The 26396-nt window shown below is 72.8% G+C and carries 22 protein-coding genes; 5 read left to right on the plus strand and 17 right to left on the minus strand.

Annotation, left to right across the window (positions count from 1 at the left end; translation table 11 throughout):
* The 10 genes from O7622_RS26460 to O7622_RS26505 all read right to left on the minus strand — a co-directional run bounded on the left by O7622_RS26460 (window position 1) and on the right by O7622_RS26505 (window position 11317).
* Window positions 1–606: an EboA domain-containing protein gene (locus tag O7622_RS26460; protein ID WP_282310845.1), complete on the minus strand. Its 606-nt coding sequence runs from the start codon at window positions 604–606 to the stop codon at window positions 1–3.
* 34 nt (window positions 607–640) lie between these two features.
* The gene (locus O7622_RS26465; RefSeq protein ID WP_282310846.1) at window positions 641–1537 is read right to left on the minus strand and encodes a sugar phosphate isomerase/epimerase family protein; all 897 of its coding nucleotides are present in this window, start codon (window positions 1535–1537) and stop codon (window positions 641–643) included.
* Window positions 1534–2460, minus strand: a complete 927-nt coding sequence (locus O7622_RS26470) for an SCO3242 family prenyltransferase (RefSeq protein ID WP_282310847.1) — start codon at window positions 2458–2460, stop codon at window positions 1534–1536. The genes O7622_RS26465 and O7622_RS26470 overlap by 4 nt, the downstream gene beginning before the upstream one ends.
* Window positions 2457–3605: an inositol-3-phosphate synthase gene (locus tag O7622_RS26475; RefSeq protein WP_282310848.1), complete on the minus strand. Its 1149-nt coding sequence runs from the start codon at window positions 3603–3605 to the stop codon at window positions 2457–2459. The genes O7622_RS26470 and O7622_RS26475 overlap by 4 nt, the downstream gene beginning before the upstream one ends.
* Window positions 3606–3816: 211 nt before the next feature.
* On the minus strand, window positions 3817–5022 hold the full coding sequence (locus O7622_RS26480; protein ID WP_282310849.1) for a Gfo/Idh/MocA family oxidoreductase: 1206 nt from the start codon (window positions 5020–5022) through the stop codon (window positions 3817–3819).
* A gap of 20 nt (window positions 5023–5042) precedes the next feature.
* Window positions 5043–6095, minus strand: coding sequence for a substrate-binding domain-containing protein (locus tag O7622_RS26485; protein ID WP_282310850.1), 1053 nt, complete (start codon window positions 6093–6095; stop codon window positions 5043–5045).
* A gap of 93 nt (window positions 6096–6188) precedes the next feature.
* Complete coding sequence (locus O7622_RS26490; RefSeq protein ID WP_282310851.1) at window positions 6189–7277, minus strand: ABC transporter permease; 1089 nt, start codon at window positions 7275–7277, stop codon at window positions 6189–6191.
* The gene (locus O7622_RS26495; RefSeq protein ID WP_282310852.1) at window positions 7274–8842 is read right to left on the minus strand and encodes a sugar ABC transporter ATP-binding protein; all 1569 of its coding nucleotides are present in this window, start codon (window positions 8840–8842) and stop codon (window positions 7274–7276) included. The genes O7622_RS26490 and O7622_RS26495 overlap by 4 nt, the downstream gene beginning before the upstream one ends.
* Window positions 8839–10017 carry an ROK family protein gene (locus O7622_RS26500; RefSeq protein ID WP_282310853.1) on the minus strand — a complete coding sequence of 393 codons (1179 nt, stop codon included), beginning with the start codon at window positions 10015–10017 and terminating at the stop codon, window positions 8839–8841. Before O7622_RS26500 ends, O7622_RS26495 begins: the two co-directional genes overlap by 4 nt.
* Before the next feature lie 208 nt (window positions 10018–10225).
* Window positions 10226–11317, minus strand: a complete 1092-nt coding sequence (locus O7622_RS26505; protein ID WP_282310854.1) for a YihY/virulence factor BrkB family protein — start codon at window positions 11315–11317, stop codon at window positions 10226–10228.
* Between the two features lie 978 nt (window positions 11318–12295).
* Here O7622_RS26505 and O7622_RS26510 point away from each other — a divergent pair.
* The 5 genes from O7622_RS26510 to O7622_RS26530 all read left to right on the plus strand — a co-directional run bounded on the left by O7622_RS26510 (window position 12296) and on the right by O7622_RS26530 (window position 19310).
* Entirely contained in the window at window positions 12296–14560 is a 2265-nt protein-coding gene (locus O7622_RS26510; protein ID WP_282310855.1) for a TRAP transporter fused permease subunit, read from the plus strand.
* Window positions 14536–15555 carry a TAXI family TRAP transporter solute-binding subunit gene (locus O7622_RS26515; protein ID WP_348774044.1) on the plus strand — a complete coding sequence of 340 codons (1020 nt, stop codon included), beginning with the start codon at window positions 14536–14538 and terminating at the stop codon, window positions 15553–15555. Before O7622_RS26510 ends, O7622_RS26515 begins: the two co-directional genes overlap by 25 nt.
* A gap of 64 nt (window positions 15556–15619) precedes the next feature.
* Window positions 15620–17956 carry a nitrate- and nitrite sensing domain-containing protein gene (locus O7622_RS26520; protein ID WP_282310857.1) on the plus strand — a complete coding sequence of 779 codons (2337 nt, stop codon included), beginning with the start codon at window positions 15620–15622 and terminating at the stop codon, window positions 17954–17956.
* A complete protein-coding gene (locus tag O7622_RS26525; RefSeq protein ID WP_282310858.1) occupies window positions 17953–18345 on the plus strand; it encodes a roadblock/LC7 domain-containing protein in 393 nt (130 codons plus the stop codon). Before O7622_RS26520 ends, O7622_RS26525 begins: the two co-directional genes overlap by 4 nt.
* On the plus strand, window positions 18342–19310 hold the full coding sequence (locus tag O7622_RS26530; protein WP_282310859.1) for a TAXI family TRAP transporter solute-binding subunit: 969 nt from the start codon (window positions 18342–18344) through the stop codon (window positions 19308–19310). Before O7622_RS26525 ends, O7622_RS26530 begins: the two co-directional genes overlap by 4 nt.
* Window positions 19311–19322: 12 nt before the next feature.
* Here the strand turns inward: O7622_RS26530 and O7622_RS26535 are convergent, their stop codons facing one another.
* From O7622_RS26535 to O7622_RS26565, 7 genes are all read right to left on the minus strand, one after another.
* The gene (locus tag O7622_RS26535; RefSeq protein WP_282310860.1) at window positions 19323–20573 is read right to left on the minus strand and encodes a cation:proton antiporter; all 1251 of its coding nucleotides are present in this window, start codon (window positions 20571–20573) and stop codon (window positions 19323–19325) included.
* 571 nt (window positions 20574–21144) lie between these two features.
* A complete protein-coding gene (locus O7622_RS26540; protein ID WP_282310861.1) occupies window positions 21145–21684 on the minus strand; it encodes a GNAT family protein in 540 nt (179 codons plus the stop codon).
* 52 nt (window positions 21685–21736) lie between these two features.
* Window positions 21737–22279 carry a hypothetical protein gene (locus tag O7622_RS26545; protein WP_282310862.1) on the minus strand — a complete coding sequence of 181 codons (543 nt, stop codon included), beginning with the start codon at window positions 22277–22279 and terminating at the stop codon, window positions 21737–21739.
* Entirely contained in the window at window positions 22279–24150 is a 1872-nt protein-coding gene (dnaG, locus tag O7622_RS26550; protein ID WP_282310863.1) for a DNA primase, read from the minus strand. Before dnaG ends, O7622_RS26545 begins: the two co-directional genes overlap by 1 nt.
* A 98-nt stretch (window positions 24151–24248) precedes the next feature.
* Window positions 24249–24494 carry a helix-turn-helix transcriptional regulator gene (locus O7622_RS26555; RefSeq protein WP_013287928.1) on the minus strand — a complete coding sequence of 82 codons (246 nt, stop codon included), beginning with the start codon at window positions 24492–24494 and terminating at the stop codon, window positions 24249–24251.
* A gap of 10 nt (window positions 24495–24504) precedes the next feature.
* Window positions 24505–25356 (minus strand): ABC transporter permease, encoded by an 852-nt coding sequence (locus tag O7622_RS26560; protein WP_013287929.1) that lies wholly within the window; start codon window positions 25354–25356, stop codon window positions 24505–24507.
* Complete coding sequence (locus O7622_RS26565; RefSeq protein WP_282310864.1) at window positions 25353–26327, minus strand: ABC transporter ATP-binding protein; 975 nt, start codon at window positions 26325–26327, stop codon at window positions 25353–25355. The genes O7622_RS26560 and O7622_RS26565 overlap by 4 nt, the downstream gene beginning before the upstream one ends.
* Window positions 26328–26396: the final 69 nt, after the last annotated feature.

Here is a 26396-nt window from a genome sequence, read left to right on the forward strand (position 1 = left end):
TCACGCCTCCGTGGTGGGGATGGTCAGCCGGCGCAGCAGGTCGGCCGCGTCGGCGGGCATGTCGCGGCCGGCGGCGTGCCGTTCGGCGGCGAACGCGGCGAGCATCCGGGCCAGCTCGCCGTCGGCCCGCTCCGGCAGGCCGTCGACAACCGCCAGCGGCACGCCGGTGAACACGCACTTGAGCACCGCCTGGCGCCAGGCCGCCTGCTCCAGGTGCCGGGCGTACGGGCCGAGCGCCGCGGCCACGAGCCGGGTGTCGTTGGTGCGGGTCGCGTCGTGCAGCAGCGGCACGCACTCCGCGCCGATCGGCAGCAGCGGCAGCGCACGCAGCACGGCGCGTTTCTCGGCGGCGTCGCCCTGCCGGTAGAGCGTCTCCGCTGCTGCGGCGTGGCCGTCGGGCAGCGCGGTCAGCAGCAGCGCCCGGGCCGCCTCGTCCGCGGTCCAGCCGGGCGGACCGGGCAGCGGCAGGCGACCGCACCGCCGGGCGGCGGTGGCGAAGAACCGCCCGATCGCCGTGGGTTCGGTCGCGACGCGGCGCAGCGCCGCGTCCAGCCACTGCGGATCGGGTACGCCCCGAAGCGCGGCGCGCAGTCGGTCGGGTGTCATGCCGTCTCCCCTCTGCCGGGTGGAAGGTGGTCGGTCACCGCCCCTCGCCGCGCGAGGCGGCGGCGCGCAGGAAGTCCAGTGAGCGGGCGGCGACGGCCGGGGCGGCGTGCGAGTGCCGGGGCAGCTCCACGGCAACCAGCCCGCGGTAGCCGGCGTCGGTCAGGGCACGCAGCACCGGCGGGAAGTCGATCTCGCCGGTGCCGAACTCCAGGTGCTCGTGCACGCCCCGGCGCATGTCGTCGATCTGCACGTTGACCAGGTGCTCGGCGACCGCCGACACGCACTGCGGCACCGGCATCGGCTCCAGGCAGCGGCAGTGCCCGATGTCGAGCGTGATGCCGAAGCCTGGTGGCGCTCCGAGCGCCTCGCGCAGCCGCCACCACCCGGCGATGTCCTCGACGAGCATGCCCGGCTCCGGTTCGAAGCCCAGCGGCACGCCCGCCTCCGCCGCCTCGGCGCAGACGACCGCGCAGCCCGCTACCAGGCGGTCGGCGGCGACGTCAGGTGGTACGCCGGGCGGGCGTACGCCGGCCCAGAAGGAGACCGCCTCCGCGCCCAGGTCGGCGCCGATCCGGACGGCCCGGCGCAGGAACCCCACCCGCCGCTCCGGGTCGTCGTGCAGCAGCGTCGGCGCGTGCTTGTGCCGCGGGTCGAGCAGGTACCGGGCGCCGGTCTCGACCACCACTGCGAGCCCGAGCGCGTCCAGCCGGCGACGGACGGCGGCGACCCGGCGGGCCAGGCCGGGGGCGAACGGGTCCAGGTGGTCGTGGTCGAGGGTGAGCGCGACGCCCACGTACCCGAGGTCGGCGAGCACCGTCAGCGCGTCGCGGAGCCGGTGGTTGGCGAAGCCGTTGGTGCCGTACCCGAAACGCAGCCCGCCCGGCCCGGGCAGCGGGCCGGCGGTGGCCCGGGTGGCCGGCGCGGCTGTCATGTCGGTGAGATCAGTCGGGCCAGGCGGCGGCCGAGCGGGGCCGCGCCGGCCACGGCGAGGCCGAGCAGCCGGGCCCCGGCGCGGGCGGTCAGCGCGCCCTGCAACGCGGGCAGCCCGGTGATCCCGGCGCCCACGGCGGCGCGTACCCGGGCCGGTGACGGGTCGGCGAGCACCCGGGCCTGTGCCCGGCCGTAGCGGGCGGCGTACCCGGCGGCCAGCACCACCGGCACCAGCTCCCCGAGCCGGGCGGCGCGCCCGGAGGCGCCGGCGTGGCCCCGATGAGCGGCGCGGCCGGTGTGAGCGGCAGTGGCCGGTGGAGTCGGCCGGGCCGGGGTGGCGAGCGCGATCAGCGCGGTGCCGGCGAGCGTGAGGCCGGGCAGACGCCGGTCCGCACCGGTCACCTCGCGGCGGGACAGCGCGGTCACGGTCCAGGTGTGCGCGGCGACAGTCAGCGCGGCCGGGAGTGCCCGGACCACCCGCCCGCCGGACGCGCCGAGCAGCACGTCCAACCCCCGGCAGGCGGCCATCACCGCCGGGCCGGCGGCGGTGTTCTTCGCGCGCAGGTCGTACCCCCAGATGGTGGCCGCGAGTGGCAGCGCGACAGCTGCCGCTCGGCGGCCCCCGGCGGCGGTGGCGACGGCGAGCCCGGCGGCGGTCAGGCCGGACGCGACGCCGAGCGCCACCGACGGGCGCACCCGGCCGGACGGGATCGGCCGCTCCGGCCGCTCGACCGCGTCCAGCCGCCGGTCGGCCCAGTCGTTGGCGGCCATCCCGGCCCAGTAGAGCAGCACCGACGCGCCGGCCAGTGCCGGTGTACGCGAACCGAGCGCACCGGCCGCCGCCGCGCCGGACAGCACGTCCCCTGGTACGGAGAGCGCGGCGGGCGCCCGGACCAGCTCGGCCAGGTCGGTCAGGCGGGTCACGGCGTCACCCGGGCGTGAAGGCCGGCGGCGAACTCCCGCAGCACCGTCCACTGTTCGCCGAGCGCGTGGCCGGTCGCGCCGAGCGGGTCCTTGAAGAAGAACGCCAGCTCGGTCAGCGGGCCGTGGCGACCGGCCGCGTGCGCGGCGGCGGTGAGCCGGGCCAGGTCCAGCACGAGCGGCGCGGCGAGCGCCGAGTCGCAGCCGTGCCAGGTGAACTCCATCCGCATTCCGGTGCCCAGGAAACCGGCGAACGTGACCAGGTCCCACGCGGTCTTGAAGTCGCCGAGTTCCTCGACGTACTCGATCCGGGTGTGGCCCTGCGGCAGGTAGCCGAGCGTCTCGGCGAGCACCCGCTGTTTGCTACCCACCTTCGCGGCGTTGGCGGCCGGTTCGGCGAGCGTGGCGCCGTCGCCGCCGCCGAGCAGGTTCGTGCCGGACCAGGAGCGCACGGCCAGGTGCCGCATCGCGAACATCGGCGCGAGCACCGACTTGAGCAGCGTCTCGCCGGTCTTGCCGTCGTGCCCGGCGTACGGCAGCTTTCGTTCGGCGGCGAGCGCGGCCAGGGCCGGCAGCCGGGCGCCCGTCGACGGGGTGAAGTCCACGTACGGGCAGCCGGCGGTGAACGCCGCGTACGCGTACCCGGAGCTGGGCGGCAGCACGTCGGCCGGTCCGGTCAGCGCGTCGCGCAGCACGGCCAGGTCGCTGTGGGCCGGGTGCGGGGCGGGTGCCGGTTCGGTGGCGGCGACGTTGACCACCACCACCCGGTCCAGCCCGTGCCGGGCGCGGAACTCGGTCAGGTCGCGCACCACCGCGGCGATCCGCTCACCCGGGCCACCCTCGGTCGGCGCGGGCCGCAACGCCGCCTCGACGACGGCCAGGTCGGGCGCCACGGCGTCGGCCAGCGGGGCGGGCAGCACCCCTGCCGCGGCGAGCGCCTCGGCGCGTTTGGTCAGCGGGGTGGCGACCACGTCGTGGCCGCCGAAGACGAGATCGGCGAAGCCCGGCAGGGCGGGCCCGCGCAGGGCGGGCAGCTCGGTCACGCAGCCGGTCGGTGCGGTGAGCCCGGCCCGCAGGGCCAGTCCCCCGACCACGCTCGTGGTGGCGACCGAGCCGCGCGCACCCACCAGCCAGACACCCGTACGCATTCGCGCTACCTCCCCAGGTATGGCCGGTCCGCCGGTGCGGCCGGGGAATCCCGGTCCGGCCGCACCGGAGGGCCGTGCTGGTCGTGCCGGCGGACACCGGCGGCACGCTCCCCGGAGCCGGCCTCGTCCCCGCCGCGGGGCGCAACCGCGGCGGGCCCTCGCCGGCCGGCGCCGGTGAGTGTCGACGGACCCCGCAGGGGCCCGTCTCGCGTCACGCGGAAGCTTCGGCCAGGGCGGGCTCCACCTCCGTCCAGGCGGCCCGCTCGGCCGAGCGGGTCACCGCGTCGAGCACGAGCTGGACCTGCAACGCGTCGGCGAACGACGGTGCCGGGTCGGCGCCGGTGGCGACCGCCTCGACGAAGTCGCGGGCCTGGTGGGTGAAGGAGTGCTCGTAGCCGATGATGTGGCCGGGCGGCCACCACGCACCCAGGTACGGGTGGTCCGGCTCGGTCACCAGGATCCGGTTGAAGCCCTGCTCGGCGGCGGGGCGGGTGGCGTCCAGGAACTCCAGTTCGTTGAGGCGTTCCAGGTCGAACACGACGCTGCCGCGCGAGCCGTTGATCTCGACCCGCAGGGCGTTCTTGCGGCCGGTGGCGAACCGGGTCGCCTCGTACGTGGCCAGCGCTCCCCCGTCGAGCCGGGCCACGAACACCGCCGCGTCGTCAACAGTCACCTGACCCATCGCGTTGCCGTTGCCGTCGGCCTGCGCGGCCAGGCCGCTCGACCCGGCGACGAGCGGCCGCTGACGCACGAACGTCTCGGTGAGCGCGCTCACCCCGGTGACGAGCTGACCGGTGACGTACTGGGTCAGGTCGATGATGTGCGCGCCGATGTCACCGAGCGCGCCGGAGCCCGCCCTGTCCTTCTGCAACCGCCACACCAGCGGGAACTGCGGGTCGACGATCCAGTCCTGGAGGTAGGTCGCCCGGACGTGCCGGATCTCGCCGATCCGCCCGTCGGCCACGAGCTGCCGCATCAGGGCGACAGCGGGCACCCGCCGGTAGTTGAAGCCGCACATCGCGCGTACTCCGGACTCGCGTGCCCGGGCCGCGGCCTCGGTCATCTCGCGGGCCTCGGCGACGCTGTTCGCCAGCGGCTTCTCGCACAGCACGTGCTTGCCCGCGGCGAGCGCGGCGAGTGCGATCTCGCGGTGACTGTCCCCCGGCGTGCAGATGTCGACCACGTCGATCTCGTCGGACTCGACGAGCCGCCGCCAGTCAATGGTGTAGCCGTCCCAGCCGAGCCGGTCGGCGGCCTCGGCCACCTTCGGCTCGTCGCGGCCGCAGACGAGCGCCATCCGCACCCGCGCCGGCAGGTCGAACACCCGGTTCACGGTGCGCCACGCCTGGGAGTGCGCGGCGCCCATGAACGCGTAGCCGACCATGCCGACCCGCAGGATGCTGTCGTGACTGGACAAGGTGGGTCTCCCCCCGTGTGTCAGAACCCGAGCTTCAGGTAGTCGCTCGCGTTCTCCTTGGTGATCGTCTCGGAGGCGAGCACGATCTCCTTCGGTACCTGGAGTTCGACCAGGTCGGACATGCCCTTGCCCTGGCCGATCAGGCGGGCCAGGGAGATGGCCGAGGAGGCCATCGACGGGCTGTAGGTGACTGTCGCCTTGAGGACGGTGTTGTCGGCGGCGATGTCCTCCATGGCCTTCTTGGAGCCGGCGCCGCCGACCATCAGGAATTCCTTGCGGTTGGCCTGGTTGACCGCCGCGAGCACGCCGATGCCCTGGTCGTCGTCGTGGTTCCAGACCGCGTCGATCTTCGGCAGCGCCTGGAACAGGCCGGTGGCGGCCTGCTGCCCGGAGTCCACCGTGAACTCCGCGGGCCGCCGGTTGGCGACCTTGAACCCGTAGGAGGCGAGCGTGTCGGCGAACCCCTTGGAGCGTTCCTGGGTCAGCTCCAGCGACTCGATGCCGGGGATCTCGCCGATCACCGGGTTGCTGACACCCTTGGCCTTGAGCTGCTCGGCGATGTAGGTGGCGGCGGCCACCCCCATGCCGTAGTTGTCGCCCTTGATCTGCAGCCGGTAGGCGCGCGCGTCCGGGAAGGCCCGGTCCAGGTTGACCACCGGGATGCCGGCCTTCATCGCCTCCAGGCCGAACGCGTTGAGTTCCTTGCCGTCGTGCGGCAGCAGCACGATCACGTCGGGCTTCTGCGAGATCAGCGTGGACAGCGCCGCCCGCTGGGCCGCCGCGTCCGCGCCGGCCTCGACCGACTTCAGCTCCACGTCCTGGTACGCCCCGGCCTGCGCCTTGGCGTTGTTGGTGATGGCGGCGATCCAGCCGTGGTCGGCGGCCGGGGCGGAGAAGCCGATGCTCACCTTCTTGCCCGGCTCGGTGTTGGCGCCGGAACCGGCCGCCTTGGTCTGCGCCTCGGTCGGGTTCTGCTCGTTGCCGGTGCAGCCGGCGAGCAGCACCCCGGCGGAGACGGCGGCCCCGCCGAAGAGCAGCCGGCGACGGGACAGGTCATGGCGCGGTGTTCTCATGACGCCTCCTGGGATGAGGTGGTGGGGTGGTTTCGGGTGTGGCGGGCCGGACCACAGTCGGTACGACGGCAGCCGGGATGTGCGCGGGTGGGGTCAGGTGGTGGTGGCGCGGTTGCGGGCGAGGAACTGGGTCAGGCTGCCGAACTGCACCTGCTGGACCAGGACGGCGGCGACGATGATGCCGCCCTTGACCATGTTCTGGGCCTCGGCGGAGAGGTTGTTGATGGCGAACAGGTTGGTGATGGTGGAGAAGATGATCACTCCGAGCAGGGAACCGATGATCGTGCCCCGCCCGCCGCTGAGCAGCGTGCCGCCGATGATCGCGGCGGCGATCGCGTCCAGCTCGTAGAGGTTGGCCATCGCCGCCTGCGCGGAGGTGGCCTGCGCGGTCAGCATGACCGCGGCGATGCCGCAGCACAGGCCGGACAGCGCGTAGAGGAGCACTGTGTGCCGGCGGACGTTGATACCTGCCAGCCGGGCCGCCTCCGGGTTACCGCCGACCGCCACCGTACGGCGGCCGAACGTGGTCCGGTTCAGCAGCACCCAGCCGGCCGCCACCACCGCCACCAGGATGTAGACCAGCAGCGGGATGCCGAGCACGTTCGTGCTGGCGATGCCGTTGATGAACGTGTTGCCCGACACCTGGGTCTGCTTGTCGGAGATCTCCGCCGCCAGCCCCCGGGCGGCGACGAGCATGGCGAGCGTGGCGATGAACGGCACCAGCCGGCCGTACGAGACGAGCAGCCCGTTCACCACACCGACGGCGAGCCCGACTGTGAGCGCGGTGAAGATCATGCCGCCCGCGCCGTAGCTCTGCGTCGCCACGGTGGTGCACCAGACACCTGCCAGCGCGACTATCGCGCCGACCGACAGGTCGATGCCGCCGCCGATGATCACGAACGTCATGCCGACTGTGACCACGCCGACCACCGAGGCGAGCTTGAGGATGGTGAGCGTGTTGCCCCACACCCAGTTCGGGTCGCCGTAGAGGTCGGGGCGGGTCAGGATGCCGATGACCACCAGCACGACGAGCGTGGCGAGCAGGCCGAGGTTGCGCTTGGCGCCCTCCCCGCCGTCGCCGCGCCACCAGGAGAGCTTCGCCGGCGCGCCGGCCTTCGCGGTCTCCGCCCGCTCCACCGGCGGCGACTGCGCGGGCAGCGAGGTGTCGGTGACGTCGCTCATGCCGGCGCCCCTTCCATGAGAGACCCCGCCATGACGAGGTCGAGCACTGTGTTCTCGTCCAGTTCGCCGGCCGGGGCCTCGCGGACCACCCGGCCCTCCCGCATCACCAGCACCCGGTCGGCCAGGCCCAGCACCTCGGGTACCTCGCTGGAGACCAGCAGCACCCCGACGCCACGGGCGGCCAGATCGCGGATCACCTGGTACAGCTCCGCGCGGGCGCCCACGTCCACGCCCCGGGTCGGCTCGTCGAGCAGCAGCAGCCGGGTGTCACCGAGCAGCCACCGCCCGACCACCACCTTCTGCTGGTTGCCGCCGGACAGCGTGCGCACCGGCCGGCGTACGTCCCGGGGCCGCAGCTCCAGCGACGCGGCGATCCGGTCCGCCTCGGCGCGCTCCCGCCCGGTGTCGGTGAAGCCGAGGCGGGCGTACCTGCTGAACGTGGCGAGCGTGACGTTGCGGTAGATCGGCTCGCCGAGCAGCAGCGCCTGGCTCTTGCGCTCCTCCGGCGCCATGCCCATCCCGGCCCGTACCGCCGCGCCCACACTGCCGGGACGCAGCGCACGGCCGTCCACCCGGACCGTACCGGCGTGCGCCCGGCGCGCGCCGAAGATGGTCTCCAGCAGTTCCGACCGGCCGGAACCGACCAGCCCGGCGATGCCGACGATCTCTCCCGCCCGGACCCCGAGCGAGACGTCGGCGAACTCGCCGTGCCGGGTCAGCCCGTCCACCCGCAACAGCTCCGCTCCGCCCCCGTGGTCGGCCGGGCGCTGCGGGAAGACGTACTCGATGGTCCGCCCGGTCATCCGGGCGACCAGATCGCGGGTCGGCGTCTCGCGGGCCGGCAGGCTCGCCGCCGTGGTCCGGCCGTCCTTGAGTACGGTGACCCGGTCGCCGATCTCGCGGATCTCCTCCAGCCGGTGCGAGATGTAGATGACCGCGATGCCCTGCGCGGTGAGTTCCCGGATGATCCGGAACAGGTTCGCCACCTCGTCGTGGGCCAGCACCGCGCTCGGTTCGTCCATGATGATCAGCCGGGCCTCGTGGGACAGCGCCCGGGCCATGCTGACGATCTGCTTGCCGGCGGCGGGCAGGTGCCGCACCAGCCGTCCCGGCGGGATCTCCGGGTGGCCGAGCCGGGCCAGGATCTGCCGGGTACGCCGGGCCATGTGCCCCCGCCGGACGAAGCCGAACCGGCGCGGCTCGTGGCCGAGGAACGCGTTCTCCGCCACCGACAGGTCGTCGACCAGGTCGAGTTCCTGGTAGATCGTGGCGATGCCGGCGCGCATGGCGGCCTGCGGGTTGGCGAACGAGGCCGGCTCGCCGCGCCAGATCACCTCGCCGGAGTCCGGCCGGTGCACCCCGGCCAGCACCTTGATGAGCGTGGACTTGCCGGCGCCATTCTGCCCCAGCAGGCAGTGGACCTCTCCGGCCCGCACCTCCAGTTGCACGCCGTCGAGCGCGCGTACCCCCGGGAACGTCTTGACCACGTCGGTGAGGCGCAGCACGACCTCGCCCGCGACGGCGTCGGCGGGCGCCTCGACGAGCGGCTTTCCGGTCTCGCTCACGCTGCCTCCCCGAATGCGAGGTCACTCGCCAGCACCGCGGCACCGGCGACGCCGGCGCGCGGGCCCAGCTCGGACAGGACGACGGGCAGGTTGCCGGTGGCGAGCGGCAGCGAGCGGCGGTAGACCACGCTGCGGATCTCGGCGAGCAGGATGTGGCCGAGCTGGGCGAGCCCGCCGCCGATGACGATCATCGACGGGTTGGTGAAGCTGACCAGCCCGGCCAGCACGCTGCCGACCCGCCGGCCGCCGTCGCGGATGAGCTGGATGCAGGTGACGTCCCCCTCGATCGCCCCCTGCGCCACGTCCAGCGCGGTCACCACCCCCCGGGCCGCGAGCCGCTCGGCGAGGGCCGGGGACACCTCGGTGCGGGCCGCGACCGTCGCCTCCCGGGCCAGCGCGGCGCCGCTGAACACCGCCTCCAGGCAGCCGAGGTTGCCGCAGCTGCACATCGGGCCGTTCGGGTCGGCCTGGATGTGGCCGATGTCCCCGGCGCAGCCGTCGGTGCCCCGGTAGACCTCGCCGTGCAGGTAGATGCCGCAGCCGATGCCGGTGCCGATCTTGATGAACAGGAAGTCGTCGACCGAGTGGGCCACGCCGCCGTGCCGCTCCCCGATCGCCATGATGTTGACGTCGTTGTCGACCACGGCCGGGCAGCCGTGCTCGCGGGTGAGCAGCTCGCGGACCGGGAACCGGTCCCAGCCGGGCATGATCGGCGGGGAGACCGGCACGCCGTCGCGGAAGCTGACCGGCCCCGGTACGCCGATACCCACCGCGTCGAGCCGCTCGTACGCGCCGTCCACCTTGGCCTTGTGCAGCAGCTCGTTGACCCGCTGGAGCGTCACCTTCGGGCCGGAGCGGATGTCGGCGGTCTCGGCGTAGGCGGCCACCGTCTCCAGCCGGCCGTTCACCACCTCCACGTCGATCGAACTGGCGCCCAGGTCGACGGCGGCGAACCGCAGGTGCGGGCTCAGCTCGACGAGGGTGGAGCGCCGCCCGCCCCGGGAGGCGGCCAGCCCGGCCTCGGCCACGTAGCCGAGGGAGACCAGGCGTTCCAGCTCGGCGAGCAGGCGCGGGCGGGGCATCTGGAGCCGGTCGCCGAGTTCGGCGCGGGACACCGCGCCCTCGTCCCGGAGCAGCCGCAGAAGCCGTACGTGCAGGGGGTCGACCGTCCGCACCGGCAGTCACCTCCGCATCGGAAGTCCGTCACATCGACGTCGGCGATGTGTGTTGTGTCCGACACAGTAGGAGCCTTCCGGGCCGCATGTCCATAGTTTCGGCACGTCTGATGCAAACTTTTGTCCATCCGAACAAAAGCGAGTTCCGGATCATGAAAACGCACCGCCCTGCCCGTGCGACTTCCGGGCAGGGCGGTGCGATCTCGGGTCAGCGGGAGGACGCGCGGCCCTTCTTGCGCAGTTTGCGGTCGTCGCGCAGCTCGACGTAGGGCTCCTCGTCGGCCGGGTGCCCGGCCGCGATCGCGCGGCTGCGCTCCAACTCGGCGTCGAACTCCGCGCCGAGCAGGATGGCGACGTTGCTCAGCCACAGCCACACCAGGAAGATGATCACGCCGGCCACCGCGCCGTACGTCTTGTTGTACGAGCCGAAGTTGCTCACGTAGAGCGCGAACAGGCCGGAGACCACCAGCCAGAGCACCACCGCGAGCACGCCGCCGGGGCTGACCCAGCGGAAGCCGCCGTGCCGGGCGTTCGGCGAGGCCCAGTAGAGGATCGCGAACATCAGGCTCACCAGCACCAGCAGCACCGGCCACTTGGCGATGTTCCACACCGTCACGGCGGTCTCGCCGAGCCCGATCGCGTTTCCGGCCTGCTCGGCCAGCCCGCCGGTGAACACCACGATCACGGCGCTGATCAGCAGCATCACGCCGATCACAGCGGTCACACCGAGGCGCACCGGCAGCGTCTTCCAGATCGGCCGACCCTCCGGCACGTCGTAGATGCTGTTCGAGGCGCGCATGAACGCGGCGACGTAGCCGGAGGCCGACCAGAACGCCGCCACCAGACCGACGATCGCCGCGATGCTCGCCAGCCCGCCGGACTGGCCGGCCTGGTCGATCGCGCTCTCGATGATGCGGCGGATGTTCTCCTCCGGCACCGCCTGCCCGACGGTGTCCCGTACCCCCTCGGTGGCCCGGTCGCCGAGCAGGCCGAGCACCGAGATCAGCACCAGGACGCCCGGGAAGATGGAGAGCACGCCGTAGTAGGTGAGCGCGGCCGCCCAGTCGGTCAGGCTGTCGTCCTGGAACTCCCGGACGGTCCGCTTGAGCGTCGCCATCCAGCCCGTGGCCGACAGGTCGGCCGGGCTGTCCGGCCCGTCGTCCGGCCCCACCGGTCCGGTGCGCTCCCGCCCGTCCGGCCGGTCCTGCCCGGCGGGGCCGTCGTCGCGCGCAGCGAGGGCGTCCTCGCGCCCGTCGCGGGTGTCGTCGTGGACGTCGTGGGCGTTGTCGCGGGCGGCCATGGCACACCTCCTCGTCGTCATGTCGTCCCGCACGACATGCCCTGACGAGGGCAGCGATAACCACCGCATCCGCAAACCGGCCGTTCTGCCGCCGGCGACCGTACCCACCCACTTTCCTGCCGGCCCCTTCCGCAGGCGCGCCCGGCCCTCGGTTCCGGCCGCACCCACCCGCTCCCCCGCCGCCTTTGCTCTGCAGCCACGCGCGCGACAGACACGCTCCGTAACCATGTGCGGCGATGGATGCAGAGCGAACGCGGCGAGGACACCACTCCCACCGGGCCCACCGCACCCCGCCCGAGATCTCGGCGAGCGGCCGTTGCGCCGCGACCACCGATCGCCGAAGTCTCGGCGACCGTCACGACGAGTGGAACGTCATGGGTGTCAAACGGGGCCGGAGGCACCCATCACGTTCCACTCACCGAGGGCCGGCCACCGGTCGACCGGCCAGCGTGTGCGGAAGCGAGAGGGAGGCGCACGGGCGACGAAGGCCGGGGCGCTGAGGTGACGCGTGATCCGTCTTCCGATGCCACCACCTCGGCGAAGTGGAGTCGATCGTGGAAACGCGAGACGGCGAACACGCCTTCCGGCCATCTCCCTACGGGGTGCGCGAGCGCACACAGCGGTGGGCGAGCGGGGTGCTACGGGCGCCGTCCGCGCGAGCCGCCACGGAAGACGCCACCACCTTCAGTGGACACGTTGCGTGACGACAAGCATCCCGGGCACGTCCATTCTTCATCGTTGTAGGTGATATCGGGAGAGAGCCGGGAGAACCCCTTCTCCCGCTATTGCGAAACAGTTTCAAGAAAGTGCGACGCGAGTGAGCGAAGCTCCATTCCGTCACTCATTGCTATCACGATCAGCAATGTTCCCAACATGCGCGCCATTCGCGTATCGTGCCCCCTCGTGCCGCCCGTTCGCCCCTCCGACGCGACTCCCCCCAAACCCCGGCCGCCGTCCGACGGGCGACCGGGGTCCGACGTGGACGCCGAGGTGGTGGCGCTACCGCCGGACGAAGGAAGGGTCGGCGGACCCGAGTGGGCCGACGACGGGCCGGGTGAGACGCACCATCACAGTCGAGCAGCGCACCACACCGCGGGCGAGCACCACACCGCGGACGAGCGCGACACCGTGGGCAAGCACCACACCCCGGGCGAGAACGAGAGCCCGGAACAGACCCAGGACGCCCGCGAACTGGCCGCCCGGTTCGAGGAGGAGAAGCCGGGACGCGTACTCGCCGGACCGGTCGGTGTCCTCTTCACCGGCATCACCGTCGCGGTCGGGCTGCTGACGCTCTGGCAGGTGTTCCTCCCGCTGTCCCAGGGCAGCAAGTACTACCTCATCTTCTTCCTGGCCGGCGTCCTGCCGGTGGTGTTCCTCGCGTACCCCTCCGGGGTGCGGCTGCGGCGCACGGCGACCGACCCGGACGACCGGCGCGGACCCACTCCCGTGGACTGGCTGCTGGCCCTCGCGGCGCTCGTCGTCTGCCTCTACCCGGTGCTGCCGGTCGCCATCGGCGCCGGTGGCGGCGGATACGACGCCTTCCTCGACCGGCAGGGCCTGCTGGATCCGCTGGACGTGGCGTTCGGCACCGGGCTGCTGCTCCTGCTGCTGGAGGCGTGCCGGCGTACCACCGGATGGATCCTGCCGGCGGTGTGCGTGCTGTTCCTCGGGTACGGCTACTACGGCGGGCTGCTGCCGCAGTCCTGGCCGGTGGCGCACGCGGGGCTCGACTTCGGGCAGCTCGTCGACGCGTTCTACAACTCCGACAGCGGCTTCTACGGCACCCCGCTGGACGTGGCCGCCTCGTACATCGTGCTGTTCACCATCTACGGCGCGGTGCTCGACCTGTCCGGCGCGGGCCGGTTCTTCGTGGAGCTGTCCGCCGCCGCGTTCCGCCGCTCCCGGACGGCCGCCGGGCGTACCGCAGTCGCCTCGGGTTTCCTGCTCGGCACGGTCTCCGGCTCCGGCGCCGCCACCACCGTCAGCATCGGCGCGGTGACCTGGCCGATCCTGCGCCGCGCCGGCTACCCGGCCGAACGGGCGGGCGGCATGCTGGCCGCCGCCGGTGTGGGGGCGATCCTGTCGCCGCCGACGCTCGGTGCCGCCGCGTTCATCATCGCCGAGTACCTGGGCGTGTCCTACCTGCAGGTGCTCGGCTGGGCCACGGTGCCGACGATCCTCTACTACCTGGGCATCCTGCTCTCCGTCGAGATCGACGCCCGGCGCTCCGGGGTCCGGCCGGTGGTCATCGACACCGGCTCGGCGTGGCGGCTGCTGGCCCGCTTCGGCTACCACTTCCTCTCGCTTCTCGTGATCATCGTGGTGCTGGCGCTCGGCGCGTCGGCGATGCGCGCGGTGGTCATCGCCACGGCGGTCGCTGCGGTGCTGTCCTTCCTGGACCGCCGGCACCGCCTCACGCCGGCCCGGCTGGTGACGGCGCTGCGCGACGGCGTACGCGGGGTGCTCGCGGTGAGCGCCGTCTGCGCCGCGGCCGGCATCATCACCGCCACCACCACGAAGACCGGCCTCGGGCCGCAGGCCGCCGCACTGCTGATCGACGGGGCGCAGGCGGTCAGCTCCGAGCCGGCGGTGGTGCTGGCGCTGACCGCCGTGCTCGCCGCCGTCGCGCTCAGCCTGCTCGGCCTCGCCGTGCCGGTCACCGCCTCGTTCGTCATCGGCTGGGTGATCATCGGACCGGCGCTGCTGAACCTGGGCGTCGAAGCGCCCGCCGCGGCCATGTTCGTCTTCTACTTCGCGGTGCTGTCCGAGGTCTCGCCGCCGACCGCGCTGGCCGCCGTCGCCGCCGCCGCGGTCACCGGCGGCCGGCTGGTGCCGACCATGTGGCAGACCCTGCGGTACGCGCTGCCGGCGTACCTGATCCCGCTGGCCTTCGTCATCACGCCGACCGGCCTCGGGCTGCTCGGCATCGGCGGGCCCGGCCGGATCCTGACGGCCGGTCTGGTGTCCGCGCTCGGCGTGGCAGTGCTGGCGGTCGCGGCCGGCGGCTGGCTGCCCGGCGTGGGCCCGGCCGGAGTGCCGGAACGCATCCTCGGCGCGGTCGCCGGGCTGGTGCTGCTCTGGCTGGAACCGCTGCCCATGGCGATCGGCGCGGCGCTCGCCGCGCTCGCGGTCGCGGGCGTGTACGTCCGACGTGGCGCCGCCGGACACCCCGGCCGCCCGGCGGTCGAAGAATCCGTGGACCTTGGGGAGGAGAGAGAGTGGGACGGATCGACGCGAGGATAGTGGCGGGTGTCGGGGCGCTCGTCCTGGTCGCCGCCGGTGCCGCCGGCTGCGGAGGCCGTCAGGACGGCGCGGCGAAGGACGACGCCGCCCGCGAGGTCAGCTGCAAGGTCACCAAGGACACCCGGGTCGGCATCGCCACCGGCAACGCCACGGGCGTCTACTACGTGGTCGGCAACGCGCTCGCCGGTGAACTGAGCAAGTCCACCGACGGCAAGCTCACCGGAACGGCCGCCGAGACCGGCGCCTCGGTGCAGAACGTCGAACAGCTCGTCGCCGGCCAGTACGACGTGGCGTTCTCGCTGTTCGACACCGCCGTCAACGCGGTGCAGGGCAAGGGGAGCTTCAGCTCGCCGCAGCCGGTGAAGGCGCTGGCCCGGATCTACGACAACTACACGCAGGTGGTGGTCCGCGCCGACGCGGGGATCACGTCGGTGGCCGACATGAAGGGCAAGAAGATCTCCACCGGATCGCCCAAGTCCGGCACCGAGGTCATCGCCAACCGGCTGCTCACCGCCGCCGGGCTGGACCCGGCCAAGGACGTCCAGGCGCAGCGGCTGGACCTCACCAAGACCGTCGACGGCATGAAGGACGGCAGCATCGACGGCTTCTTCTGGTCCGGCGGCGTGCCGACCGGCGGGGTCACCGACCTGTTCACCACGTCCGGCGGCAAGGTGAAGTTCGTCGACATCAGCCCGCTGCTGCCGAAGATGGCCGAGCTGAACCCGGCGTACCAGGCGGGCACCATCGGCAAGGACATCTACCGGACCCCGGCCGACGTACCCACCATCGTGGTGCCGAACGTGCTGCTGGTGCGGGACAACCTGGACGCCGACGTGGCCTGCGCGATCACCCGGACGGTCTTCGACTCCAAGGATGCCCTGGCCCAGGCGAACCCGGCGGCGAAGGGCATCGAGCTGGGCAACGCGCGCAAGACGGACCCGGTGCCGCTGCACCGCGGCGCGGAGCGGGCGCTGAGCGACCTCGGCGCGAGCTGACCCGAACGGGCCGGGCACGGACGTGCGTCCGGGCCCGGCCCACCGACCCGACCCGGAGACCCCCGTGCCGCTGCCCCACCCGGCCCGCGTACGCCGGCATCACCGCTCCGCGGACCGCACCGGACGCCTCCGCTCGGTCCGCGTCCAACTCCTGGCGCCGATCCTGGTGGCCACCGCCGGGCTGGTCGTGCTGGGGGCGGCGCAGACCGGCGCCGCGCTCGACGCGTCAGTCGACGCCGACCGGGCCCGCGTGCTGGCCGGTACCGCCACCGCGACCGTACGGCTGGTACACGAGCTGGAACGCGAACTGGGCGAGACGGCCGCGTTGCGCCAGCGCGGCGGTACGTCCGGCCGCCCGCTCGTGGACGCGCAGCGCCGCCGGGTGGACACGGCTGTGGAGCGCTACCGCTCGGCGCAGGGTGACGCGCGCCGGGCCGCCCCGGATCTGGGCCGGGTGCTCGACGACGTGGGCGGGCGCCTGGCGCAGCTCGCACCGACGCGGGACCTGGCGCTCGCCGGTGAGCGCGGCGACCCGGCGTACGTGTCGCTCGTGGAGTCGCTGCTCGCGGTCGCCGACGCGCTGCCGAGCCAGCTTCGCGACGCCGAGCTGGCCAACCAGGCGCGCGAGGTGGCAGCGGTGGCCGCCCAGGAGCACCTGTCGGCGCTGGAACGCGACCTGCTGCGGGCGGTGTTCGTCAGGGGTGGACTGGAACGCGGCGAGCTGGCCCGGCTGGGCCGGCTGCGGGGTGCCCTGGAGCAGCGGCAGGCCGAGTTCCTCCGGATCGCCTCCGGGCCGGCGAGCACGGCCTGGTACCGGCTGGTCGACGGCGCCGACGTGACCACCGCGCGGCGGATGCGCGACGCCGTGCTCGACTCCGACGGCGCGCCGGACGCGTTGAAGACCGACGGCGACGCCTGGTACGTGGCGCAGAGCGGCGCGATCCGCCGGTACAACCTGCTCGGCCGGGACCTGACCGACGAGCTGGACCGGGACGCGGCGGACCTGGCCGGGGCGGCCCGGTTGCGTGCGGTTCTGACGGCCGGCGCGACGAGCACCGTCGCGCTCGGCTCGCTCGTCACAGCCGTGCTGCTGGCGGTCCGTACGAGCCGCCGGTTGCGCCGGCTGCGGGTGGCCGCGCTGACCATGGCGAACCGGGAGCTGCCGGAACGGATCACCGCGATCGCGGCGGGCGAGCGGGCCCCGGCGGAGGGCCCGGCGACCCGGATGACCGACGGGATCAGGCGGGGCCGGGACGAGGTGGCGCAGGTCGCCGAGGCGTTCGACACGGTGAACCGGGCCGCGTTGCGGCTGGCCGGTCAGCAGGCCGAGTTGCGGCTGGACGTGACCCGGATGGCGGAGGCGCTGGCCCGGCGCATCCGGACGCTCATCACCCGGCAGCTACGGCTGCTCGACGACTTCGAGCGCGAGGAGACCGACCCGGACGCGCTGGCCCGGCTGTTCGCGCTGGACCACCTCGCCGCCCGGTTGCGCCGAAACGGGGAGAACCTGCTGGTGCTCGCCGGTGGCGAGCCCGGCCGGGGGCACGAGGGCGCGTTGCTGCTGGACGACGTGGTGCGGGCGGCGGCCTCCGAGATCGAGGACTACCCGCGGGTGGAGATCGACGTGCCGACGGCTGCGGTGCACGGCACGGCGGCCGGCAACCTGGTGCACCTGCTGGCCGAGCTGCTGGAGAACGCCACCGTCTACTCGCCACCGGAGGCCCGGGTGCTCGTCGACGGCCGGCGCACAGTCGACGGGCTGGTGCTGCACGTCCGCGACCAGGGCATCGGCGTCAGCGAGAGCCGGCTGACCGAGATCAACGATCGGCTGGCCGCGCCCGCCACGCTGTCCAGCGCGGCGGCGGGCAGCATGGGCCTGCACGTGGTCGCCCACCTGGCCGCCCGGCACGGGATCCGGGTGCAGTTGCACAACCCGGGCACCGGCACCGTGGCGCAGGTCGACGTACCGGAGTCGGTGCTGACCCGGGTCGAGTCGGTGGCCTCCCGGCCGGCGGCCGAGCGGCGACCGCGCGCCGCCGCCTGGTTCAAGTCCGGGCCTGCCGGTGGCCGCAGCCTGGTCACCAGCGCCACGACCGTCGGGCCGGTGCGCGGCGTCGCCGCGGTCCGCACGCCCGGTGGCGCGCTGCTGGCGCCGACCGCGGCGCGGATCCGGCCGGCGAGCGTGCCGCCGACGCCCGCCCCGACCACTGCCGCCGGGCTGCCCCGGCGGCAGGTGGGCGGCCACCTGCCCGAGCCGATGCCGGACACCACCGCGCCGCCGCCGGCGACCGACCTGCTCGACCCCGAAGTGGTACGTGCCCGGCTGTCCGCCCTCGCCGAGGGGGTGGCCAGCGCGACCCGCCGTGCCCCGAACACCACACCCAACGGGAGAAGACCATGACCTCACCGTCCTCCGCGGGCCTGGACTGGCTGCTGGCGAACTTCGCCGAGCAGGTGCCGGACGTCTCGCACGCGCTCGCGGTCTCCGAGGACGGGCTGCGGCTGGCGTCCTCACCCGACCTCGCCCCCGACCAGGTCGACCAGCTCTCGGCGGTGATCAGCGGCCTGGCGAGCCTGACGGTGGGCGCGGCCCGGCTGATGTCCGCCGGCCGGGTACGCCAGCAGATCGTCGACATGGACGGCGGGGTGATGCTGGTGATGGCGGTGGGTGAGCGGGCGCTGCTCGGCGTGCTGGCCGCCCCCGGCTGCGACCTGGGGCAGATCGGTTACGAGACGGCGACGCTCGTGCAGCGGGTGGCGGAGGCGCTGGAACCGGCGGCCCGACGGTGACCGGCCGCCCGCTGCGGCTGCTGGCCGCGCTGATGACGGCGGTGCTCGTCGCCGGCTGCGCCGCCGAGGACTCCGCGCCGGAGGCGTGGCACGGCGGGCGGATCTTCCTGGCCACCGGCAACACCACAGGCGTCTACTACCAGCTCGGCGGCGGGTACGCCGACCTGATCACCCGCCACCTGCCCGGGTACGAGGCGCGGGCGGAGCCGACCGGCGCGTCGGTGGAGAACATCACCCGGGTGGCGAGCGGGGACATGGAGATCGCGTTCAGCCTGGCCGACACGGCGGCGGACGCTGTCGACGGGCGCGGGGCGTTCGACAGGCAGCCGCAGCCGGTACGGGCGCTGGCAAGGGTCTACAGCAACTACACCCACGTGATCGTCCGCGCCGACGGAAAGATCGGCAGCTTCGCCGACCTGCGCGGCAAGCGCATCTCCACCGGTTCGCCGAAGTCCGGCACCGACATCATCGCCGGGCGCCTGCTCACCGCCGGTGGCATCGATCCGAGCCGGGACATCCAGCGGTTCAACCTGTCGCTGCCGGAGACGGTCAAGCGGATGCGGGCCAAGGGCCTGGACGCCATGTTCTTCTCCGGCGGCCTGCCCACACCGGGCGTCAAGGATCTGCTCTCGTCCGCACCGGGCACGTTCCGGCTGCTGCCGATCGACGAGCTGATCGAGCCGTTGAGCGCCCGCTTCGGCGCTGTCTACACCACAGCGACGCTGCCGAAGGAGGTCTACGGGACACCCGAGCCGACGCCGACCATCACGGTGGCGAACGTGATCCTGGTGGGGGCGGACATGCCGGAGCAGCTCGCGTACGACCTGACCCGTGTGCTGTTCACCTGGCAGGGCGAGCTGATCCAGGTGCACCCGGAGGCGGCGAACTTCAACCGGTCCAGTGCCGCCGCGACCCGGCCGATCCCGTTGCATCCGGGCGCGCAGCGGTTCTATCGGACCGGCTGAGTCCTCGCCCGGTCAGGCGGGCCGGCCGGCGCCGGTGAGTGGTTCGGGCAGAGGATCCGCGGAGTTGTCGGTGTCGCGATGCCAGATCCGCAGCAGCGGTCCCGCCATCGCCGTCGTGATCACCGCCATGGCCACCATCATCGAGTAGAGCTCCTGATCCAGCAGGGCCAGTTGGAGTCCCACACTCAGGATGATCAGCTCGGTGAGCCCTCGCGTGTTCATGAGCGTCGCCAGCATCGCCGACTGCCGCACCGGCAGGCGGTGCAGGCGGGCCGCCGCGTACGCGCCGCCGAACTTCCCGGCGATGGCGACGAGCAGGATGAGCGCGAACTCCACCAGCCCTCCGGCGCCGATGCCGGACAGGTCCACCTTGAAGCCTGCGACGACGAAGAAGACCGGGAGCAACAGCGTCCCGTTGAAGCGCTCGACACTGCCGAGGATCTCGCCGCGCAGGCGGTCGGTGCCCTCTCTCGGCACCAGGACGCCGAAGAGGAATGCGCCGAAGAGGAAGTGCAGGCCCATCCACTCGGTCGCGGCGCCCGACAGGAGCGCGCCGATGAAGACGGTGGCGAGCAGCCCCGGTGTGAGCACGGCCGACGGTGAGAGGATCCGCCGCAGGAGCGGTCGCACCACACCGACCATCACCCCGAGGTACGGCACCACCATCAGCAACAGCAGTTGATCGGACGAGCCGGTGCCGGCGATGGCGATGACGCCGGCCAGCAACGTCCAGGCCAGTACGTCGTCCACGGCCGCGCAGGCGAGGGCGAGCCCGCCGAGGGACGTCCGGCTCAGGCCACGGTCGGTGAGGATCCGGGCCAGCACGGGAAACGCCGTGACCGACATGGCCGCTCCGACGAAGAGCAGGAAGCCGAGCCGGTGCTCGCCGGGGTGCCGGGTCCAGAGGAATGTGGCGAGCGCGACGCCCAGGCCCAGCGGCAACAGGATGGAGCTCAGGGACACCGTCACCGCGATCGGGCCCCTTCCCCGCATGGCCTTGCGGTTCACCTCGAGACCGACCATGAACATGAAGACGGCGACGCCGATGTTCGCCAGGCCGGCGAGGAACGGCCGGACCTCCATCGGGAACAGCGCGGTGGACAAGCCGTTGCCGAGCAGGGTGGGGCCCGCCAGGATGCCGCCGATCACCTCACCGATGACCGCTGGTTGCCCGAGCCGGCCGGCCAGGGCGCCGAAGGTCCGGCTGAGGAGAAGGATCAGGGCCAGATCGAGAAGCAGGAACGTCGCCTGGTGTGCGGTCATGGAGAACTCCTGTCCGGCTACGGCGGTGTTCCGGGAAGGGGCGCACAATTCGCGAGATCGCAAGGCACGCTAGCACCGGGGAAAAGGCCGGCCAAGGGCTTGCGATGCGTTGTGCGGCATTGGCGTTCATTAAAGACTCTGCCGAATCGACCATCGGCCGGTCATGCGGCCTTCAATATCTCCGGTCTTGCACACAGGGAGACTTGGGATCACTTGTCCATGCCGCGCAAAGCATCTGCCACCTCACGGTTCGGGCACCGCCGGCCCGCCCGTCCGGCCCGCGTGGACGGAGCACCCGCCGCTCCGGCATGGGTGACCCCCGCCCGGGGCGGCGGGCGCCGCGAGGAATTACCCGTTCAGGGATGTCAATGTGTTAATGCATACTCCGGATTGCCCGCGCGCGCTGCACCACGTTTTCGGCCGGCACTTCCGGTCGCATCGGCGAGCGCCACGGAATCGGACCGGCGGCCACGCCCTCCACAGGGGATCTCTCCTGATCGCGGCACGGGCAATCAGTGTCCGCGGGATTGGCGGCAAGCGTCGCGACGCCCCCGGCGGTCCCGGCCGCCGGCTACGGCGTCCAGTCGCGCCGCAGCAGGCCGTAGATCGCCAGGTCGGTGAAGCCGTCGCCGTCGTACTCGCGGTCGCGCTGCGTGCCCTCGTGGACGAAGCCGCACCGCTCGGCGGTGCGCCGCATGGCCGTGTTGCCGGCGAGCGTCTCGATCTCCAGCCGGCGGAGGTTGCGGTTGCGGAAGCCGTACCGGCAGAGCAGCCGGATCACCTCGGTCCCGTAGCCCTGGCCGCGCGCCTCCGGCAGCAGCGTGATGCCGAGGTGGGCGTACCCGCTGAAGGTGTTGATCCCCCACAGCACGCCGCTGCCGAGGAACGTGCCGTCGGCCACTGTCTCGGCCAGCAGCGACACCGGGGCTCCGGCCTCCGGCTGCTCGGCCGCGCGCTTCTCCAGCCGGGCCCGGACCTGGCCGACGTGGCGCGGCAGGAACGGCTCGTCGTCGGTGACCAGGTGCAGTTCCGGGTCGGCGTGCAGGCGGAACATGTCCGGCGCGTCGTCGGGGGTGGGCGGGCGCAGGCGGACCCGGTCGGTGGCGAACATGCCGCGACGCTAACGACGGCTGGGCGGGTCGACAACCGGATTTGGCGCGACCTCAGGCGTCGGCGGGGGTGGTGGCGGCCCGCGCCGCCGCGACCAGCCGGGCGGTCTCGGCGGCCACCGGCTCGTCGTCGGCTGGCGTCCCCGGGTCGTAGCGGACCGTCCAGGTCAGGCCGTCGACCCCGGGCACCCGCCGGGCCGCGATCCGCCCGGAGCCGCCGGGCACCTCGTGGTGCGAGGTGTACGCCACCGAGCCGGTGACCCGCGCCCGGACCTGGTGCGGCAGGTCGCCCGCGTCGACGAGCAGGTACGTCTCGGGCAGGCCGTCCGCGACCACCAGGTAGCCGTCGCGCTCGGCGACCGGCTCGGCCGGGGTGACTGTCAGCTCGCGGCCGGACCAGACCGCCTTGAGGATGTCGTGCCAGCCGAGGCGGTCCACCCGGCCGGGCAGCCAGAGCCCGCGGTTGCTGGCGACCAGCACGCCGTCGTTGCCGCCCTCGCCGGTGCCCGCGGCGGCCCAGGCGAGCACCCGCTCGTCGGCGGCCAGCGGCGGTCGGTCGGCCGAGGGCAGTTTCGGCCGGCGGTTGAACAGACCCATCACAACTCTCCGGCAGCTTGCTGGCCGAGCGCACGCGCATGTTGCTCAAGCGATAGCAGCTCTCCGAACAACGCGAAATACTCGTCCTTGTTATTGACCGGGTTGACCCGTTGGAGCTTCGACTTGACCTCGCGGATTCGGGCAGTGACTGACCCACGCTGCAGGCCTGCCAGCTGGATCGCTACGTAACGAGGGTCCGGTGGACCGTCCAAACGAAGCGGTTCAACCGAAAGTTCGCTTACGAGGGCTTGTCCCGCCAGGTCCTCGCACAAGTCCCGGACCTTCTCGATCCATACTGCGCCGCTCGCCGCAGCGGAGGCACCGCCAGCTGCCGCAATTGCGGTACGCACCGAGGAATGAATGGGGTCGCGATACTCCGATGCCTCTACCGCGTCGAACATCGGCCCAGCCAGGGCGGGCTCTTGGAGTGCGAGTTTCAACGCCTCGCGCTCCACCCTAGCCTGAGGGCTGTCAACAACAGGGCCAGTCGCAGTTGACTTGCCAACGGGCGTTGAGCCCTTGGCGGCAGTCGGAGAGCTTGCAGCACGCACAGCGCGCTGCACCACATCGATCTCCATGCCTAGTAGGTCTTCAGCGAGCCTACGGCCGTAGCCTTCTCTCTTCTCGCGGTCCTTAATCATGGCGACGACGGGCGCGGCACGATGCATAGCTTCGATACGCCCATCAACGGTGTCCAGGTCGTAACGGCTCACAATGTGCCGGAGCGCGAAGTCGACGAGCGGCTCGCGGCGGGCCACCAGGTCGCGTACGGCCAGGTCGCCCTTTGCCAGGCGCAGATCGCACGGGTCCATGTTGTCGGGGCTGACCGCGATGAAGGTACGCCCGACGAAGCGCTGGTCGTCCTCGAAGGCGCGCAGCGCTGCCTTCTGCCCGGCCGCGTCGCCGTCGAAGGTGAAGATGATCTCCCCGGCCCGCTCGTCGCTGTCGAACAGCACCCGGCGCAGCACCGAGATGTGGTCGCCGCCGAAGGCGGTGCCGCAGGTCGCGACCGCTGTCGGCACGTCGGCGAGATGGCAGGCCATCACGTCGGTGTAGCCCTCGACCACCACCACCTTGCCCTGCTTGGCGATCTCCCGCTTGGCCTGGTCGATGCCGTAGAGCACGTGCGACTTCTTGTAGATCGGCGTCTCGGGGGTGTTGAGGTATTTCGGGCCGTCGTCGTCGTCGAAGAGCTTGCGGGCGCCGAAGCCGATCACGTCGCCGGTGATGTCCCGGATCGGCCACATCAGGCGGCGGCGGAACCGGTCGATCAGCGAACCGGAGCGGGCCGGACGGGACAGGCCGCCGGTGACCAGCTCGTCGTGGGTGAAGCCCTGCTGGCGCAGGTGCTTGGTGAGCAGGTCCCACCCGTCGGGGGCGAAGCCGCAGCCGTACCGCTCGGCGGCGGCCCGGTCGAAGCCGCGCCCGGCGAGGAACTCGCGGGCCGGGCGGGCGCCGGCGGTGGTGAGCTGCGCCCGGTAGAACTCGACGGCGGCGGCGTGCGCGGCCACCAGACGCTGCCGCTGCCCCTGCTGGGGCCGGGTACGCGGCGCGGACCTGTCGTCCTCGACGTAGCGCAACTGGATGCCGGCGCGGGCGGCGAGCCGCTCGACGGACTCGACGAAGCTGAGGTGCTCGGCGTCCATCAGGAACTTGATCGCGTCGCCGCCGACCCCGCAGCCGAAGCAGTAGAAAACGTTGCGGGCGGGCGAGACGTTGAACGACGGGCTCTTCTCGTCGTGGAACGGGCAGAGCCCCTTGAGGTTGCCGCCCCCGGCCGACTTGAGCGTCACCACCTCGGAGATGACGTCCGCGATGGCGGTGCGCTCGCGGACGAGCGCGATGTCCTCGTCCCGGATCCGCCCCGCCATGTCCGCCACCCCCCTCGGCGTACATCCTGCCCTGCCGGACCGACGTTCCGGCGGCCGGGGGGACGGGCGTGTGGCCGACCACGCCCGGCCCCGCCGGCTCAGGCCGAGCGGGCCGCCGCGGGGTCGCCGATACGCGGGAACGGCTCGATGGAGAAGACCACCTCGACCGGCACCTCGAAGTACGCGGCGATGCGCAGCGCTAGGTGCAGGCTGGGCCGGAACTCACCGCGCTCCAGGTAACCGACGGTCTGGTAGTGCACACCGAGCGCGTCGGCCAGTTGCCGCCGGGAGATGCCCCGTTCGGCGCGCAGCACCGCGATCCGGTTGTGCACGGTCTCGCTCATCGACGCCCTCTCATCCGACCCGCTGCATGGCCCGCTCCCGCCGGGCCGCGACCCGCGAGCCGGACTCCCGGCGGGCCATCCGGCGCAACACCACCGGGGCCAGCACGAGCCCGAGCACCGCCCAGGCGCCGAGCACGCCGACCGTCTCCAGGTGCCGCCAGGAGCCGCCGAGTTCGACAGCCGCCAGGTCGCCGGGGAGCAGCGCCGAGCGCATGCCCAAGCCTAGCCAGTAGAGCGGGAAGACCTGGGCGACGCCCTGGAGCCAGCCGGGCAGGCCGTTGATCGGGTAGAAGATGCCGGACAGCGCGATGAGACCGAAGATCGGCATCACCACCAGGCCCATGTTGCGCGGGTTCTCCACCAGCGAGCCGATCACCGCGCCCAGCGGCAGCGTCGCCACCAGCCCGAGCGGCACCACCCAGGCCAGCGTGAGCCAGGCGCCGGGGTCACCGAGCCGCAGTCCGTCGAGGAAGAACAGGCCGGGCGTGAGCTGGATGACCACGCCGATCAGCGCGACCGCCGAGACCAGCACGATCTTGCCGACCAGGTAGCCGAGCATGCCGTCCGGGATGGCCTTGGCGCGCAGCAGCGTGCCGTCCTCCCGGTCGATGACGAGCTGGTTGGCCAGCCCGAGCAGGCCGCCGAAGAGCAGGCCCATGCCGAGCGCGCTGGGCAGCGTACGGGCGCCGAGCGAGAAGTCGGTGCCGGGCACCGTCGAGCCGCGCATCCAGAACACGGCGACCAGCAGCACCACAGTGGGGAAGAAGTAGGTCCAGAGATCCTGGCCGTTGGTGAACGTGGCGCGCAGCTCGATCACGCCGCGCCGCAGCCCGGCCCGCAGCGCGTTGGTGGTGGGGTTCATCGGTTCGCCTCCTGCTGCCACACCCGCTCGGCCCGGCCGGTACGGATGCCGGTCTCCTCCTCGTGCACCAGCGCCAGATACGCGTCCTCCAGGCTGGCCCGGCGCACCTCCAGCTCGCGTACCCGGTCGCCGTGCTCGCGGAGCAGGTCGCGCAGGAACGCGGTGGCGTCGGGGGTGGCGTGCACGTACCGCTCGCCGTCGCGGGTCCAGCGCACCTCGGCGTCCCCCGCGACGCGCCGGGCGAGCTGGTCGGGCGACCCCTCGGCGATGATCCGGCCGCCGGCCAGGATGAGGATGCGGTCGGCCAGTTTCTCCGCCTCGGCCAGGTCGTGCGTGGTCAGCACGATGGTGGTCTCGTCCAGGTCGGCCAGGCGGTGCACCAGCTCGTGGAACTCGCGCCGGGCGGCCGGGTCGAACCCGACGGTCGGTTCGTCCAGGAACAGCAGTTCCGGGCGGCCGACGATGCCGACCGCGACGTCGAGCCGGCGGCGCTGACCACCGGAGAGCCGGGCCACCCGGCTGTCGGCGTGCGCGTTCAGGCCCACGGTCTCCAGCAGCTCGTCGACCGGCCACGGGCGCGGGATCCGGTCGGTGGCGTACGGCGCGTAGAAGTCGCCGAGGTGCGCGAGCAGCTCCCGCACCCGCCACTTGCCGTGGTCGCGCCAGGACTGGAGCACCACGCCCAACCGTGCGCGCCATCGCTCGTCGCCGCGGGCCGGGTCGGTGCCGAGCACGCGCACAGTGCCGGCCGAGGGCAGCCGGAAGCCTTCGAGGATCTCGATGGTGGTGGTCTTGCCCGCGCCGTTGGGCCCGAGCAGCGCCACCACCTCGCCCCGCCGGGCGGTCAGGTCGACGCCGTGCAGCACGTCGACGGCGCCGTAGCGCATGCGCAGATCCTGCACGTCGAGGACGAGATCCTCGTCGGGAGGTCGGGGGGACGCGACGGCCCCCGGGAGTTCGACCGCAGTCATACCCCGGAATGTAGCACCTCTACTACATCTCGGGGTACACCCGCTCACTACGGGACGGGCGATGGAGTC

Source organism: Micromonospora sp. WMMD1076 (genome assembly GCF_029581475.1).
GTDB classification, from domain to species: Bacteria; Actinomycetota; Actinomycetes; order Mycobacteriales; family Micromonosporaceae; genus Micromonospora; species Micromonospora aurantiaca.

What these genes read in the sequence shown, in the direction of transcription:
- O7622_RS26460 (WP_282310845.1), bottom strand. Translation starts at nt 606, where the DNA reads ATGACACCCGACCGACTGCGCGCCGCGCTTCGGGGCGTACCCGATCCG.
- O7622_RS26465 (WP_282310846.1), bottom strand. Translation starts at nt 1,537, where the DNA reads ATGACAGCCGCGCCGGCCACCCGGGCCACCGCCGGCCCGCTGCCCGGG.
- O7622_RS26475 (WP_282310848.1), bottom strand. Translation starts at nt 3,605, where the DNA reads ATGCGTACGGGTGTCTGGCTGGTGGGTGCGCGCGGCTCGGTCGCCACC.
- O7622_RS26485 (WP_282310850.1), bottom strand. Translation starts at nt 6,095, where the DNA reads ATGAGAACACCGCGCCATGACCTGTCCCGTCGCCGGCTGCTCTTCGGC.
- O7622_RS26490 (WP_282310851.1), bottom strand. Translation starts at nt 7,277, where the DNA reads ATGAGCGACGTCACCGACACCTCGCTGCCCGCGCAGTCGCCGCCGGTG.
- O7622_RS26505 (WP_282310854.1), bottom strand. Translation starts at nt 11,317, where the DNA reads ATGGCCGCCCGCGACAACGCCCACGACGTCCACGACGACACCCGCGAC.
- O7622_RS26525 (WP_282310858.1), top strand. Translation starts at nt 17,953, where the DNA reads ATGACCTCACCGTCCTCCGCGGGCCTGGACTGGCTGCTGGCGAACTTC.
- O7622_RS26535 (WP_282310860.1), bottom strand. Translation starts at nt 20,573, where the DNA reads ATGACCGCACACCAGGCGACGTTCCTGCTTCTCGATCTGGCCCTGATC.
- O7622_RS26540 (WP_282310861.1), bottom strand. Translation starts at nt 21,684, where the DNA reads ATGTTCGCCACCGACCGGGTCCGCCTGCGCCCGCCCACCCCCGACGAC.
- O7622_RS26545 (WP_282310862.1), bottom strand. Translation starts at nt 22,279, where the DNA reads ATGGGTCTGTTCAACCGCCGGCCGAAACTGCCCTCGGCCGACCGACCG.
- dnaG (WP_282310863.1), bottom strand. Translation starts at nt 24,150, where the DNA reads ATGGCGGGGCGGATCCGGGACGAGGACATCGCGCTCGTCCGCGAGCGC.
- O7622_RS26555 (WP_013287928.1), bottom strand. Translation starts at nt 24,494, where the DNA reads ATGAGCGAGACCGTGCACAACCGGATCGCGGTGCTGCGCGCCGAACGG.
- O7622_RS26560 (WP_013287929.1), bottom strand. Translation starts at nt 25,356, where the DNA reads ATGAACCCCACCACCAACGCGCTGCGGGCCGGGCTGCGGCGCGGCGTG.
- O7622_RS26565 (WP_282310864.1), bottom strand. Translation starts at nt 26,327, where the DNA reads ATGACTGCGGTCGAACTCCCGGGGGCCGTCGCGTCCCCCCGACCTCCC.